The sequence below is a fragment of the Sulfidibacter corallicola genome (genome assembly GCF_017498545.1).
GTDB classification, from domain to species: Bacteria; Acidobacteriota; Holophagae; order Acanthopleuribacterales; family Acanthopleuribacteraceae; genus Sulfidibacter; species Sulfidibacter corallicola.
In genome coordinates this window covers 5,327,238-5,343,527 of sequence record NZ_CP071793.1, presented here as the reverse complement: position 1 = coordinate 5,343,527, position 16,290 = coordinate 5,327,238, and the positions used below count along the sequence as shown (strand labels likewise).

Sequence of the window (16,290 nt, the reverse complement as noted above, 5' to 3'; positions counted from 1 at the left end):
CGGTCCGCGGCGTATCGAGCACACCGATGCCGGCAAACAGAAAACCGGATGGACCACGAAGTCATCTCGCTCGCGCAATGACGTCCCTTGACGATAAGCCTCATTCAGCGTCGGCAAATATCTTATGAATGCCAAAGCCCGGTCGTCACCCCTGACGGGTCCGCCAGTTTCAACCGAGGGCATTCACGCGCTCGCCGCAAAATTGCGGGCGACCGCCAAAGAACAATCGACCTTGCGCACCAAGCCATCTACACACATCATTCGAGGCGGAATGCCAAATGATCGATCTAGATGAATTGGCTTGCACATGCTTCACAGGAACCTTCTTTTTCGAAGGCCCTTGCGATCCAGTCGTCTGTTCACCGCGCCGTTTTATTCAAGACTCGAAGCTCAAAGGCGACTCGAGCGATGATGATATGCGAGGGAACGAGACTGACTGATGGACTGCAGAAACAGGTTTATTCCGTGCCCATACATCGCGTTTGCTGATTTCATGTCGTTCCCCCTTATATGAGAGATCCCCTCGCCCAATGGCGATCGATCTCCGGAACTCTTCATTCGGTCTATGATACAGATAACACGTAAACAAAAAAAGCATCGGTCGGCTAAGCCTCACCGAACGCCGCCGTACCATACCGGCGACGGAAAGAACCAAGAGCGATTGTCGTGCCACTTTTTCAAAGTGGTGTCCCCAATGGCTCTTTCGGTCCCATACTTCTACGGAACCTGGCCTGGCCTTACCACGACAAAAACAACTACACTCAGCATAACTTTATTATTATAAACAGTTTACACATTTATCAAACAAGCTAATATCAGGCCTTCCTTGAAAAAAGAAAAAGTCACGACGACGCGGACATCGCATCGTCGTGAGTGAACTGGACCTGAGAAATCGAGAAAATATTATCTCGATCGCATCTAGATCTAGCCGATATTCTACGGGTTAATTCAATCGGTTTTGCTGTAGGCCCGCCAAACCACGGAGCCGTCGTCGTGGTTTTCCACACCTTCGAAAAATGCGTGGCTCAGCATGCCGAGGTCTTTTTCCTCGATGCCCTCGATGGCGAGAAACTTGGGGCGAAAGACCGCAAAACCGCCAGGCGCTTCGGCACGGCGATAAGGGACGGCCATCATGAACGCGACCGCATCCTCACCGTAGGTGCGGGCCTCCAGAAACAGCGCATCCGTTTTCTCTCCATCGAGATCGATGGTGCCGTCGTAAACCAGAACGGCGCGGGCTATGCCCTCGGCACCGTTCGCCAGCTTGGTCCGCCCCCGGCGAACCGCCTTTTCTTCGTCTTCCTCTTCCAGAGTCTCCGTCCCCATCTTTCCCGCCGAATCGGCATAGGCCAGCGTGGGAAACAAAGCGCCACCTTCATGCACCGACCAAATGGCATGCGCCCCAAAAAAGCCCGCCAATCGCGCCGCGTCCTTCATCATGTCCTCCCTGTTCCTTATTAAATAGAAACCAAAAAAGGGAGCCCTTGCGAGCTCCCTTCATTATTAATAGCTTGTGAATCTCACAAACGATTATTTTTTGCGATCGGCACGCTCTTCGATTACCTTTTTCTCGATATTGGGAGGAGCGGGCTCGTATTTTTCGAACTCCATCGTGAAGGACGCCTTACCCTGGGTCAGGGAGCGCAACTCGGTGGAGTAGCCGAACATTTCGGAAAGGGGAACGGAAGACATCAGGATACAGGTGCCATCGGGCTGGGTGTCGATACCGGCGATGATGCCGCGACGGGAAGACAAGCTGCCCACCACGTTACCCTGGAATTCCTGAGGCGTTTCCACTTCGACCTTCATGATCGGCTCCAGCAGAACGGGGTCCGCCTTGGAGATGGCCTGCTTCATGGCCTGACGGGAAGCGGACCGGAACGCGGTTTCCGAGGAGTCCACGTCGTGGTACTTACCGTCGTTCAGATTGACGCCGATGTTGACCATCGGGTAACCGGCCAAAGGCCCTTCATCCATGACATCGTTGAAGCCTTTTTGACAGGCGGGAATGTATTCGCTGGGGATGTTGCCACCCTTGATGTTGTTCTTGAACTCGAAGTTCTCTTCCGAATCGGCGGGCATCGGATAGATGTTGCCGACGACGCAACCGTACTGACCGGAACCACCCGTCTGTTTCTTGTGGGTGTAGTCGTAGGCCGCTTCCTTGCGAATCGTTTCGCGGTAGTTGACCTGCGGCGCACCAACTTCGACCTCGGCCTTGTACTCACGCTTGATGCGCTCGACGTACACTTCCAGGTGAAGCTCGCCCATACCGGCGATCAGAGTTTCGTTGGACTCTTCGTCGTAACGGACGCGGAAGGTGGGGTCCTCTTTCATGAAGCGGTTGAGCGCCTTGCCCATCTTGGTCGCGGCGTTGTTGTCGACAGCCTTGATGGCCAACGAGATCACGGGCTCGGGAACGTAGATCGATTCACAAGCGTAGTTCAAGGGCTCCTGACAGAAGGTGTCACCGGAAGCACAGTCCACACCGACCATGGCGATGATGTCGCCGGCGCCGGCTTCATCGATGTTCACCTTGTCGTCGGAGTGCATGCGAACCAGACGGCCGACGCGGAGCTTCTTGCCGGTACGGGTGTTGTAGATCGTTTCACCCTTACGCAGAACGCCTTGGTAGATCCGGGTGTAGGTAACCTGGCCGAACTGTTCGTCGGTAATCTTGAAGGCCATGGCGACCAGCGGCTTGCTGGGATCCGGCTCGAGCGCCACTTCGGTGTCGCTGTCCAGGTCGGTAGCGCGCTGGGGCTCCGCCTCATCGGGAGAAGGCAGGTAGCGGTTGACCGCATCCAGCAGCTTCTGAACGCCCTTGTTCTTGAAGGCGCTGCCCATGTAGACCGGAACCATTTGAAGGGAACGCACGCCATGAGTCACCGTGTCGTGGATCAGATCCTCGGGTACGTCCTCGCCCTCGAGCACCTTCTCCATCAAATCGTCGCTGAAGTGGGAGAGTTCTTCGAGCATCTCTTCGCGCTGCTCTTGGGCCTTCTCGACCAACTCGGCGGGGATTTCTTCTTCGCGCACGGTCTGACCCTGATCGCCGTCGTTATAGTAGGCCTTCATGGTGATCAAATCGATGACACCGTTGAAGTTCTCTTCCGCGCCGATCGGCAATTGCATCAATACCGGATGGAGGCCGAGTTTTTCTTTCAACTCGCGCACACCCTTGAAGGGATCAGCACCGGTCCGGTCCATCTTGTTGATGAAAACCAAACGAGGTACGCGATAGCGCTTCATCTGACGGTCGACGGTGATAGACTGGGACTGGACACCCGCAACGGAGCACAAGACCAGGATGGCACCATCCAGTACACGCAGGGAACGCTCGACCTCGACGGTGAAGTCGACGTGACCCGGAGTATCGATGATGTTGATCTTGTTTTCCTTCCAATGGACGGTAGTCGCGGCGGAGGTGATGGTGATTCCGCGTTCCTTTTCCAACTCCATGTGGTCCATGGTGGCCCCGCTGCCCCCACCTCTGACTTCCTCGATTTTGTGGATCTTGCCCGCGTAATAGAGGATCCGTTCGGTCAGAGTGGTTTTACCGCTGTCAATGTGCGCGGAAATGCCGATATTTCTGGTGGTTGCAATTTCGCTCATGGCGCTTCTTTCCTTTTGTTTACCAAAGATTTTGAGTTGATGGAGTTGCATGACTCCGGGGTCGGCTGTAGTGTGGGTTAAAAATCATCAGTCTCGGGCAGCCGACTGGTAAAAAAATGGCCTCGGGGCCGGTCCCCGGAGACTCCACAAACGCTGCAGTGTACTATAAAATGAGAGCGGCCGCAACAAGCGAGCCGATTGCGGAAGATGTCGATCGTCACACCGATTTCGATTCGCATCCACGCCACGCCTGAAGGAGGGTCATCACGAGAGCGACGATTCGAGGCTCAAAGCCGTGAACCATCCCGCAAATCAACGGTTCCAGAATTGGGAAAAACACTTGTGTACCAACCGTCAAGTGGGCCTCGCGTTTTTGTGTTTTAAATTGACCCCAAAAAAGCCGACATGGTATCGTGAGGGCACTCTCTTTGTGCAAAACGGCGTGTTCGACATCTCAACTTTTTAGTGCTGTGAAAGAGTAAAAATGGCTTTTAACAAAGCGAAAGCGTTGGCCACTGCCGACAAACACATCGCCAAACAGAACTACAACAAGGCGCTGAACGAGCTACTCAAAGTAGCCAAAGTCTCGCCTGGTGATACGAACCTGCTCAACAAGATTGGGGATCTCTACAGTAAGACGAACAATTCGAGCAATGCCATCTCCTATTTTTTCAAGGTGGCCGATTCCTATAAAAAGAGTGGGTTCAACCTCAAGGCCATCGCCGTCTACAAGAAGATACTGCGCATCGATCCTGGCCACCTCGATGCGCGCGACCACCTCGTCGAACTCTACCTGCAGCAAGGCCACCAGAGTGAAGCCAAAGGCGAGCTGCGCCGCATGGCGGAACATTATTATTCGGAGAACCTGTTTTCTCGAGCGCTGACCTGTTACGAAAAGATGTTGGAGATCGACCCCAACAATCTGGATTCGCGGCTGAAAATATCGGAAATCCTGGTTCGCGAAGGCCGCCGCGACGAGGCGTCACAGCATTTTTGCTCCATGGGCAAGGAGCTACTACAGAAAAACTTGATCCACGAAGCCCAAAAGATGGTCTCCCAGGGTTTGAAAATGGCGCCGGACAGCCCGGAGCTGCAGATTTTGATGGCGCGGGTGCACCTGGCCGAAGGCAAGGCCGAAGAGGCCCTGCACCAGCTCACCGAAACCTGCCGCAAGAACGACCGCAACCTGGAAGCGATCAAAATTCTGGGCCAGACCTATATGGATCGCGACCAATTACGCGAGGCTCGAGCCTGCTATCTCCGTGCACTTCACATCGAAGAGACCGAAACCCATCTCCTCGAGGAGGTCGCCCGCAAGTTCATCGAGGCCGGCGAGCTTGACGAAGCGCACGGTTGCCTGGTCCCCATCAGCGAAGTCTTCTTGAAAAAAGGCGATGTGGACGAATCCGTGCGGCTTTTCCGCAACATTTTGTATGCGGACGAAAACCACCTGCTCTCGCTGGAGACGCTGGTCCAGATCTACGAACAGAACGACCAGATGGCCAACGCCATCCTGACCATCGAAAAGATGATCGCCGCACTGACCAACAAGGGCGAAACCGAGGCGGCGAAAAGCAAAATCCACGACCTGCTGCGGTTGGATCCCAACAACCTCGAATGGCGCGCAAGACTGGAATCGCTCGAAAGCGGCGGTCTGCCTCAGGCGGAAGAGGTCCCCCAGCCGGTGGACATATCGTCGGCCGACAACAGCTTCCATCTGACATCCGAAACCGGGATATCCATGGAGGCCGATCCTGCGGAAGATTTCATGCAGGAGGGCGACGACCTGAGCCTGGAGCCCAGCGACACCCAAACCCGCATCCAGAACCACCTGACCGAAGCCGAAGTGTTCATGAAGTACGGCATCATGGATCAGGCGCTCTCCCACCTGAACGAAGTCAAGGAAATCGAGCCGTTCAACATTGCGGCGAACACCAAGCTCAAGCAGATCTACCAGGAGCGCAACGAGACCGACAATGTCATCCAGTGCACCGTCGGCCTGATCAACGGCTACATCGAGTCCAAGGAGTACCACGACGCCCTGGATCAGGTGAAGGAACTCGAAGCGGCACGCCCGGATATCGCCCGCATCCACAAGGGTCGCATCGAATCTTTGCTGTACCAGCAGGATGCACAGGAACGCGAAGAACGCGATCAAAGCATGTCCCAATACTCGCTGGACTTTTCTTCCAGCGGCTCCTACCAGGAGTCACGCGGTCTCGATTTTCAGAACGAGGAAGAGCCCGACGTGGTGGACTTCCGCGAACTGTCCACCTCGCCGGAGAACCAACCCGAGCCGGTGGGCGCCGCCGATGGCTGGGCCCTGGACATGCCAGGCAGTGCCGACGACGGTCCCAAAGCCCAGGATCTCGCGGAAATGTACGCAACCCAAGTCGAACAGCCCGGTGATATCACCATGGACAACATCAGCTCGTTCGATTTCCCGCCCCAGGACGACGCCGATCAGGAACCGGCCTTCACTCCCGCGGGCAGCATCAGCGAAGACGACATCCATTTCCAGGATCAGGTCACCGGCATTACGGACATCGATCAACTGGAACAGAGCGAAGATCTCGAAGAAGCGGACCTCTTGGACGAAAGCGCCCTCGAGGAAGCGTCACTGTTGGACGAAAGCGCCCTCGAGGAAGCGTCCCTGTTGGACGATTCGGAAATCATCCCCGAGGCCGAACTGATCGAGGAACCGGAGCCCGAGCCCGAACCGGCGCCTGCACCTGCACCAGCGGTCGAAAACGCCCATGCCCCTCTCGAATCGCAGGATCGTTCCCTGGCCAGCGAACTGGAAGAGATCGATTTCTTCATTTCGGTCGAGGCCTTCGAGGACGCCAGCAACCTGCTGAAGGAAGCGCACAATAGGTTCGGCGACCATCCGCTCATCATGGAACGCATGCAGGAAGTGGCGGCCCACACCAGCCGCGACGGCAGCCACGGTCTCGCCATTTCGAAAACGAGCACCACCAGCGAGGCGCCTACCCACAATCTCCTGGACAAGGACACCGGATTTTTCGATCTGGCGGCGGAACTCAGCGAAGAGCTGTTCGACGATTCCGGCGAAATCAACGACAAAACCGGCCAGGAAGAGATTCAGAGCGTGGAGGAGCTGTTCGAGGAATTCAAGAAAGGGGTCGACGAACAGATCAGCGAAGACGACTTCGAAACCCATTACGATCTGGGCATCGCCTACAAGGAAATGGGATTGCTGGAAGAGGCGATCAACGAATTCCGACGAGCTGAAAAAGATCGCGGTCGCTATCTCGAATGCGCGACGCTCATCGGCAACTGCCTCATCGAGCTGGGCCGCACGGAAGACTCCATCGAACACTTCGAGCACGCCATCACCGCCAATAGCCTCACGGACGAGGAGCGCATCGCATTGGAGTACGAATGCGCCCTTGCCTATCAGGGACTGGGCGAGCTGGAAAAGGCCCTGGCCCTTTTCATGAAAATCAAGGAAGTCGAGTCCAATTACCGCGATCTGGAGTCCCGCATCGAAGCACTCGTGTGAGGACCACCGACGAGGCGGCGTTGCCGATCGTCAATGCAATAGGGCTTGATGCCGCGTTCGCCGCGACTTCATCGATTTCTCATGGATGAGTGCGACGAGCCCTGGACACGACGGGGTCGACAGCGCCCCATCACATCGAGTTTTTTCCAGGAATCAGGTCCCACGCAGGGCCGAGGCTTTCCCATTGAGAATCGCACGAGCCGCAGCGTTCCACCAAGGTTTTGACCTGAAACGGCTTACCCGATCGCCTCGTTCGCGGTGCCGAGCCTTTCACCGAACGGTCGTCGTTTGTCGAATGCCCGAGAACCAAAAGTTTGGCAAAGATCCCAGTTGTGGCTCGCTCATTTTAGGTACAATACCACCTGTCTCCAACAGCCGTCTCCGTCCGTGTTCTTCCCTCCTGGGGCCCACCTGGAACGTTTTGGAATTGTTGCTAAGCAAAGGAAGCCGTTATGACACAAAAAAACATCGCTCAAAAACAGCGAGCGCTCGAGCTCGCCATGGGACAAATCGAAAAGGCCTTCGGAAAGGGCTCCATTCAGCGTCTGGGCGAGCGCGAAATCAAAAAGATCCCGGTTATTTCGACGGGCTCGATTGCACTTGACGCAGCTCTGGGTGCGGGGGGCGTACCCTACGGGCGAATTGTCGAGATCTACGGACCGGAAAGCTCCGGTAAAACCACGTTGACGCTGCACATCGTGGCCGAAGCACAACGTCGTGGCGGCACCGCCGCGTTCATCGACGCCGAACACGCACTGGACCCCGAATATGCCCAAAAACTGGGCGTAGACGTGGAAAACATGTTGGTGAGTCAACCCGATTCGGGTGAACAGGCCTTGGAAATCGCCGAAGTCCTGGTTCGAAGCGGAGCGGTCGACATCATCGTCATCGACTCGGTCGCGGCTCTGGTGCCCAAGGCCGAACTCGAAGGCGAAATGGGTGACAGCCACATGGGTCTCCAGGCGCGCCTGATGTCCCAAGCCCTGCGCAAGCTCACCGCGGTCGTTTCCCGCTCGCACACCTGCCTGATTTTCATCAACCAGATCCGCATGAAGATCGGCGTCATGTTCGGAAACCCGGAAACGACCACCGGCGGAAACGCCCTGAAATTCTATTCCTCGGTACGCATGGACATTCGCCGCATCGCCAGCATCAAGAACGGCGAAGAGGTCATCGGCAACCGTACCCGCGTGAAGATCGTGAAAAACAAGGTCGCTCCTCCGTTCCATCAGGCGGAGTTCGAGATTCTCTACGGTGAGGGCATTTCCAAGATGGGCGAAGTCCTCGATCTGGGTGTCAACTCGGGGTTCATCGACAAAAGCGGCGCCTGGTACTCCTACAGCGGCAATCGCCTGGGGCAGGGTCGCGAGAACGCCAAACAGTTCCTGCGCGACAACCCCGAAATGGCCGCCGAAATCGAGGCCAAGATTCGCGCCGAACTCCTGCCCGAAGTGACCAAAGCGGAGGAAGATCAGCCCCAGCCCAGCGGCGCCTGATCACCTCGCTCACAGCGTCATAGGAGACTCGTGTCCCCCTCACGCGACCGGGTCCTCGCTGCGAGCGGAGCTACGTTATCCGTTCATGCTTCGATAGAAAAGCCGGCCCCCGATTCGAGGGCGCCGGCTTTTTTTGTTTTCCACTCGCCGATTGAACAGCGTGCGATAGATGCCCCACAAATCATCGACCTCGGCCACCGCTCATCCGGGCCTCACAATCCCTTTTCCCTCACAGGACCACTCATCAAACGAAGCAATACAACTTTATTAAATACAGTATCTTGAAAGGGCAACCCAAGGCTGGAATCAAAAAAAGCAAAATCTTTTGCTTTTAGTGCTTGACCGGACACCTCGCCGTTTGATACCTTTTGCGGCGTTGGCCTGATAGCTCAGTCGGTAGAGCAGAGGATTGAAAATCCTCGTGTCGGCGGTTCGATTCCGTCTCAGGCCACCACCCCTTATCTTCACGATAAAGCCGGTATCCCTACTATGTCAAACACGGTAACCGAGGTCGCGCTCCCAGGTGTTCAAAAGGTTGCCAGTGGAAAAGTCAGGGAAATTTTCGATTTAGGCGAACACCTCCTTTTCGTAGCCAGCGACCGCATATCGGCCTTCGACGTGATCATGCCAACCGGCATTCCCAACAAGGGCAAAGTCCTCACCCAGCTATCCAAGTTTTGGTTCGGGCACTTGCAGGACATCGTACCGCACCACTTGATCTCGGCCGATTTCGACGACCTGCCTTCGGAATTGCGAGAGCAGGCACCTTTCCTTCGCGGCCGTTTCATGATCGTGAAGAAGCTCGAGATGTTTCCGGTGGAATGCGTCGTGCGCGGTTACCTGGTTGGCAGCGGCTGGCGCGAATACCAGGAAAGCGGTTCCGTATGTGGAATTCCCCTACCCAGTGGTTTGGCCCAAGCCCAGAAGCTCCCCGAACCGATTTTCACGCCCGCGATCAAAGCGACGGACGGGCACGACGAGAACATTCCCTTCTCGAAAATGATCGACATGATCGGCGCCGAACACGCCGAAGCGCTCCGAAAAGTCAGCATCGAGATTTACCAGCGTGCCGCGGAACACGCATTGAAGAAGGGTGTCGTCATCGCGGATACCAAATTCGAATTCGGCTTGGTGGATGGTCGGATCGTTTTAGGCGACGAGGTGTTGACCCCGGATTCGAGCCGTTATTGGCCACTGCCGGAATACCGCACCGGCAGCAACCCTCCCAGCTACGACAAGCAATTCGTTCGGGACTATCTGGAGACGCTGGATTGGGACAAGACACCGCCAGGCCCCGAGTTGCCCGAGCAGATTGTTCAAGGCACGGCGGAGCGCTATTCGACCTGCTTCGAAACCATCACGGGAACATCTCTGAAAGGCGTCTGAGACGGCTTTTGAGACCGCTCGCTTTCTCCTCGGTTTCTGCTGAATTCAGAGACCAGTATTGGTATGATTCACCTGAATTCCGGGTCGGGTATTGGGGTAGCGCCAAGCGCTTTGGGGAACCATCGACTCGGAAATGCGATCCGCGAATCGATTAGGGAGAGCCCATGATTGCATGGATGCTGCTGCTGGTATTAATGCCAATGGAGGACCTGCCACAGGCTTCGGACGAGTCCGAACAGGTCGAGCCCGTCGAAATCCTGCTCGAGGCCGCTTCTTTGGAGTCAGGGCTGGAGTTGTTCCGCCAGGGAAAGTATTTCGAAGCCGAGTCCCAGTTCCTGGGCGTGCAGCCCACCGACGAGAATCGAGCCACATTGGCCATTCATTTGGCGGCGATCGCCATGCGTATGAATGCCGTGGAAGGCAAGCGGGAGTTCTACAAATCCTCGCTCAGTCGAGGTCTGGAGTGGCGCGGCGTATCGCAACTGGTGTTGGTGCTGCTGGCCGCCCAACTCGAGGACTGGGTCGCGTTCAAGAGCCACGCACAGCAGTATCTCGAAGAGATCGACGATTTCGGTGGTCCGCTGCGATGGAAGTTGATCTATGGGCTCGCACGCTATACCGACATCGGCGAGGAACCCCTGAAATTGCCGCCCACCCTGGCGAGATGGTTCCGTTTGGCACGACAGCTCCCACCGGAAGCCATTTTCCCGACTGTCGCCAACCTGGACATTCCCTTCATTCTGCGATTCGCCCATCACCTGGAAACCGGCAGTGATTTCAATCTCCCCCCTCTGCCTTCGATTCCGTCCGAAGAAGATATTTTTTTCCACCGCACACTCTCGATCAAGCAGGCGCTCAATCGCGGCGATTTGAACGAGGCCGCCCGGCGCATCAACGAAGCCATGCCGCAGAGCAAACAAATCGAGGATGTGGAGACCCGGCTTTATTTCCAGGACGTACTGAAGACCTATTACGCAGCGCGCGACCAGCAGAGGGCGATCCAAATCGTTTCACGAAATCGCGCGACGCTCGCCAAACGAGCGGTATTTCCCTTCGAATCGCGCCCCGCCGCGGTCAATGCGGCCAACGCCCTGCGGAAAGCCGCGGCAGAGCGCCCCGCGAAACCGCCGGTAGAAGACAGCACCGCCACGGTGGAGAAACCCAAACCGGAGGAAACCGACACGGCGAGTCCGGAACCGAAGATCGATCGTACGCCCAAGCCTCCGAAAGTGACGGTCGAGAAAATCACATACAGGTCCCTGGAACGACAAATTCGTCGCCGCCAATGGCAAGCCGAGGAAACCGTTCGATCCAAGACCCCCGACACCCGCTACAAGGAAATCTACCGCGACTACCTGCTGGGTTTGGTCAATCTGGAGAAGGGAAGGCTGACCGAGGCCGAGGTTCTTCTGAGCAAAGCGCGGAAAGCGGTTACCGAATTGCCGTTCCCGAACCTCGAGTGCAAGATCCTCATCGGCCTTGCGCGGTACCACACGCTCCGTGGTGAAGGGAACAGAGCCAATTGGTTCTTCCTGCGGGCGGTCGAGATCTGGAAGATCCCGGAAAATCTCCCGATGCTGTCGATGGGCCGAGAACAGGTCCAGGAAAAACCGTTCGGCTGGCTGATCGACCGGGAGCTGGTCAAGACCAGCTCGAGTCAGGTCATCGACGATTTGTTTCTCTTCAACGAATTGGACCATTTGGTGACACTTCGCCAACTGGCCCTCGAACGCGAGGCCCTCAGCGACAATCCGGTTTTGGGTCACCAACTGACACAGGTTGGCGGTCAACTGATCCAACTCACCGAAGATCTGGCCGAGAACCCCAACCACCAGGCTTCACCGCGCCGTTACAACCAAACCCTCGATATCTGGAGCCAGCTCTGGGAGCAGACCCGGCCTTTCTACCGGGAAACCAAGGTACCGCCCCTGGCGGAGATACAACGCGTCCTCAACCGACGTGACCGGGTCCTGGTATTCCTGGAAGGCGAGCGGAACCTGGGTATTCTGGTTCTGGGCAAAGAACAGGCGTTCAGTGTCAATTTGGGAAGCAAGAGCGACTTTCTCGACATGTCCGGAACCCGCCAACTCGATTTTCTCGAGGGGCGCCTGGGTCCGGTTTGGAATCATCACGGTCCACTGTACGTCATGCTCTCGGCTCACTTGAAGCGGGACGAGTTCATCCAGCGCCTTCGAACCCGAATGGAGAACCCAAGTCAGTTGATCATTCTGTTTTCGCTGAAAAGCCTCGTCGCCCCCAAGCGTCAGAGCGAGTGCCGCCGCTATGCCCTACTCAACGCGGAGGACTCCAGCGAGGCATCGGCCCTGGCGGGAAGCATGCCCTCCGAGGATCTGTCTCTCGTCAACGGGGAAGACGCCAACAGCCGTTTCGTCTTGGATCGCCTGGATCGCCCCGATCGCGTGTTCTACGTGGGTCCGGTGAAGCTGGACAAGAGCGGGTTGTTTTTGAGTGCGGACAACTCGGGCATCGCGACCCATCAATTGATCCACGTCAACAATTCCCTGTGCTCGCTCGTGCTCGTCTCGCGCGATTTCACGGAATGGGGCAACGCTCTGGACGAACTGGAGTTGATCAGTCCCAGCGGCGAAGTGGCGATCTTCCTGTTCAATCGAATACCCGAAAGCGACAAGCGGGTGTGGCAACACCGCCGCTTCGGGGTCCATCTCCGCTAGGAAGCCGACCTTCTTTCGCTGGCGGCATGTGGCACCCAGGGGTCACGTGTCGCTTTTGGTAGACAAACCACGGCCGACCGCTTCTGGCACCGGACCTCGGCGACGCTGCTCCCAGGTCGCCTGTAAAAGAGCCCGTAGGTTTCGTCACATATTCGCAAATCGTTGGGACAGGCGATCTCTCGGCGTTTGGTGGAGACGCGCGAAAGGCTCCGAAATCACGACAACCGAACGCCAAATCTCCTTGGCACTGTTTTGGCTCTTTCGATGATTTATCGAAAAGCCCCACAAAGGAGAACTACATGAGCCCTCTCAAGTATGTGCCAACGACCTTTTTGTTTGGCGTATTGGTTCTGCTTTTCCCCGCCTCCGCCCTGGCGCAGAAAAACGATTACTTCGATCGAACCAATCTCGTGTATTTGGAATTCAATTTCGGCTCGAACGATCCCGACGACAACGGCGACATCTACGACTTTCTGGAAAACGAAAGTACCTTCGATCGCGACGATCTCGATGGATTCGCCTTTGACTTCAAAGTCTATTACCAGTTGAACAATCGAATCAGCTTGGGCGGTGCCGTCACCGCCTACGAAGAAGATACCACTGCCGAGAACTTGGACTTCGTCGACATCAACGGCCACCCCATTTTCAACACCACCACACTGGATACCACCTGGATCGGCGGTCAGATCATCTGGACTCCTTTTGGCGCGGGAGAAACCTTCGGAACCCGCGGTTGGGCTCCCAAATTCTTCGTGCCCTACCTGAGTGCAGGCGTTGGATTCAAGGTATGGGAATTCCATCAAGACGGGGAGTTCGTGGATCAGACCGATCCCAACGACCCCTTCATCTTCGCCGATCGCTTCGAATCGGATGGCGAAGCCTTTTCCACGAGACTCGGCGCCGGATTTCGCCTGAACCTCCACAAAAACGTCGATCTCAACTTTCAACTGCAGCGCGATTGGGGCGAAGATGACCTGGAAGGGTCGTTCATCGGCTTCGGCGAATTGGACTTGGGTTCCCAGTCCGGTTTTGTCGGGGTCACCATTCGTCTGTGAGAAACCCAACACTCCATGAACCAAAATGCGTCCATCGAGGTTTCGACCCATCATGACGATACATGAATACATCGACGATTCAGAACCAAAGGAGGGAAATATGCGCCGGAGATGCGCACGATTCATCCTGCTTGCCACGGCCGTTTTCGCGCTTGGCAGCCAGGCTTTTGCACACCTTTCCTATGACGACCTCCAACAAAAGCTGGCGGAAGGCGTCGAGAAAAGGAAACTGATCAAGGAAATCAACAAAGAGGGCGTTTCGTTCGACGTGAATCGAAAGCTTCTGCGCCAAATGAAACGGGACAAGATGCCCGATTGGCTGATCGATCACCTGATCGTCCTCGACAGCCGAGTCCCTTCCCATGTCGAGCCGGGTTACGTGCCTCCGCGGCGATATGGTTACACCGGCCATTACGGTTACGGGCCGCTCTGGTGGAACTTTTACAGTCCGTACCATCACCATTACGCCTGGTCCCCCTTCTGGGACTACGCCTATGCCCCCTTCGGAGTCGCCGGGCTGTGGTATCTGGGATACCCCAGTTACTATCCCTATCGCGGGATCACCCGAGTCGTCCGCACCCTTCCCCACGGTCACGTGTCCAGACAGGGTTACGTGAGCCGATCCAGCGATCGTTACCGGGGTCAGGCCGTACGCCGCGGCGGCAACAAGAGCACCGCCTCCTCGAGTTCCAGGGCGGTGCGCTCGCGAAGCAGCGGGGCGACCCGATCCTCGAGTTCGTCAAGCCGGAGCAGCTCGCGCGCCGTACGACGTCGGTAGGTGACGCGGCCAGCCCGGGCCTCGATCCATTCAACACCTTTCTACTTTTCTCACTTCTCATTTTTATGGCACTGGATATGCAACACTCACAGGCGTTTCCAACCATGAGACATATTTTCCCATACTAGAAAAGTAAGCTTCTCATCTCTCCGTTTCATTGTAATTAGGCACCCGCCCGGGTGTCTTTTTTTTGGTTCCCCCTTTCGCGCTCTCCCCCATTCACCGGCCTTTCGGACCGCCAAAAAGGCGCTTTGCCATTTGAAAAGTAATCGCCCTTGGGGGAATATTAGGCAGCCCTTACCCGTTCCTACCTGCTGAGGAGGTTTGAGGTGCAAGAGTTTTATGATGCGATTCTCCCCCTTTCCGATCGCTTGTATAGATATGCCTATCGTTTGACCCAAAACGATAAGGATGCGGAAGACTTGGTCCAGGACACACTCCTTCGCGCCTATTCAAAGTTCGAGCAATACCAGTCGGGTACCAGCCCGCTGGCATGGATGCTCGTCATTTTGCGGAGCATTTTCATCAACAAATACCGAAAAAAGAAGCGCGAAGGCCATCAAATCAGTTTCGAGGACATGACCTCGGGAGTCGATCGCCTTCTGGTGAACAACCAGCAAGACCTCCCCAAGAACCCCGAGGATTTTCTGTTCCGCAACGTTCTCGACGCCGAGTTGCGCGATGCCCTGGCGAAGTTGCCACAACACTACCTGGAAGTGATTTTGTTGGTCGATCTGGAAGATCTGGCCTACCGCGAAGCTGCGGACGTTTTGGGCATTCCCGCCGGTACCGTGATGAGCCGGCTGCATCGAGCCCGCAAAACCCTGCAGGCCCAATTGCAGGAACTGGCCCGCAAGAAGGGCATCGTCAAAACGAATGTGCAACCCATTTTCGGAAAACAGGAAATAGAAAAGTCCGCTGGAGGTACTCAGTATGGATCATGAGTATTGGGAAGAGAGGCTGCAGGCCTATCTGGACAACGAGTTGAACCCGGCGGATCGGCTCGCGGTGGAGCAGTACATCGAGGTCAATCCCGAGGCGAAGGCCCAACTCGAATATTTTGCGGCTCTCAAAAAACGGCTGCGGGCACATGCCGACATCGTAGAAATGCCGAAAAGCCTGGAAGATCGCATTCAACGCACCTTCGATCGCAAACGCAAGGTCCGGTTCTTCAGACGTCGGCTCACCTATGTCGCCCTGACCATCGCGGCCGCGATCGTACTCGGATTCCTGATCCAGGGCCTGTTCACGGATTCCAATCAGTTCGTGCCCAAAACGCTGACCGGTCACGTGGTCTGCAACGACTGCGCCCTGGCCGAAGAAGCCGGACTGACCAAAGGCTCGATTTGCAAGGACGGTCATCGCTTGGGCCTGAAAACCGCTCAAGGCGAACTCTATCGATTTGCGGTCGATGATGTGGGCAAGAACTTCGTCAAAGACTACACCCTCGTAGGCAACGAAGTGGAAATCTTCGGTGAAACCCAGGAAAAGTACCACCTGATTCGCATCAAGAACCTCAAAAAGCGCACCCAGCAGCAGGCCTCGTTAAGCCGCTTCTAACCTGCGCCCATCAAGAAACCCTGTTTTTTTGAAAGAGGTCCTTTGTACCGGCCTGGGATCCCATGCAGTGAGATCTCGGCCGTCAGGTATCAGCCAACTACCTAAAGGGTTCATGCTGAGACCTGACACCTGAAACCCGATACCGTGCCCATCCAGGAGAATCAGTTGGCAGGTACCACCTTGC

General features: G+C 56.1%; 10 protein-coding genes and 1 tRNA gene. 9 read left to right on the top strand and 2 right to left on the bottom strand.

Translation table 11 applies throughout. The annotated features are described in order from the left end of the window. Positions 1–948: 948 nt before the first annotated feature. Positions 949–1,440, bottom strand: coding sequence for a hypothetical protein (locus J3U87_RS16060; protein ID WP_237384071.1), 492 nt, complete (start codon positions 1,438–1,440; stop codon positions 949–951). 90 nt (positions 1,441–1,530) lie between these two features. Beyond that, on the bottom strand, positions 1,531–3,615 hold the full coding sequence (gene fusA / locus J3U87_RS16055; protein ID WP_237384070.1) for an elongation factor G: 2,085 nt from the start codon (positions 3,613–3,615) through the stop codon (positions 1,531–1,533). A gap of 484 nt (positions 3,616–4,099) precedes the next feature. On the opposite strand from fusA, the gene J3U87_RS16050 reads away from it, so the two are divergent. From J3U87_RS16050 to J3U87_RS16010, 9 genes are all read left to right on the top strand, one after another. Further along, positions 4,100–7,138 carry a tetratricopeptide repeat protein gene (locus J3U87_RS16050; RefSeq protein ID WP_237384069.1) on the top strand — a complete coding sequence of 1,013 codons (3,039 nt, stop codon included), beginning with the start codon at positions 4,100–4,102 and terminating at the stop codon, positions 7,136–7,138. A gap of 452 nt (positions 7,139–7,590) precedes the next feature. Further along, positions 7,591–8,634 carry a recombinase RecA gene (recA, locus tag J3U87_RS16045; protein ID WP_237384068.1) on the top strand — a complete coding sequence of 348 codons (1,044 nt, stop codon included), beginning with the start codon at positions 7,591–7,593 and terminating at the stop codon, positions 8,632–8,634. A 378-nt stretch (positions 8,635–9,012) separates the two neighbouring features. Beyond that, positions 9,013–9,088, top strand: a tRNA-Phe gene (locus J3U87_RS16040). Between the two features lie 35 nt (positions 9,089–9,123). Beyond that, positions 9,124–10,020 carry a phosphoribosylaminoimidazolesuccinocarboxamide synthase gene (locus J3U87_RS16035; protein WP_237384067.1) on the top strand — a complete coding sequence of 299 codons (897 nt, stop codon included), beginning with the start codon at positions 9,124–9,126 and terminating at the stop codon, positions 10,018–10,020. Positions 10,021–10,184: 164 nt separating this feature from the next. Next, entirely contained in the window at positions 10,185–12,713 is a 2,529-nt protein-coding gene (locus tag J3U87_RS16030; RefSeq protein WP_237384066.1) for a hypothetical protein, read from the top strand. A 299-nt stretch (positions 12,714–13,012) separates the two neighbouring features. Further along, complete coding sequence (locus J3U87_RS16025) at positions 13,013–13,768, top strand: outer membrane beta-barrel protein (RefSeq protein WP_237384065.1); 756 nt, start codon at positions 13,013–13,015, stop codon at positions 13,766–13,768. A gap of 100 nt (positions 13,769–13,868) precedes the next feature. Next, positions 13,869–14,546, top strand: coding sequence for a hypothetical protein (locus J3U87_RS16020; protein ID WP_237384064.1), 678 nt, complete (start codon positions 13,869–13,871; stop codon positions 14,544–14,546). 329 nt (positions 14,547–14,875) lie between these two features. After that, a complete protein-coding gene (locus tag J3U87_RS16015) occupies positions 14,876–15,490 on the top strand; it encodes a sigma-70 family RNA polymerase sigma factor (protein WP_237384063.1) in 615 nt (204 codons plus the stop codon). Beyond that, positions 15,480–16,106: an anti-sigma factor family protein gene (locus J3U87_RS16010; RefSeq protein WP_237384062.1), complete on the top strand. Its 627-nt coding sequence runs from the start codon at positions 15,480–15,482 to the stop codon at positions 16,104–16,106. Before J3U87_RS16015 ends, J3U87_RS16010 begins: the two co-directional genes overlap by 11 nt. Positions 16,107–16,290 lie beyond the last annotated feature (184 nt).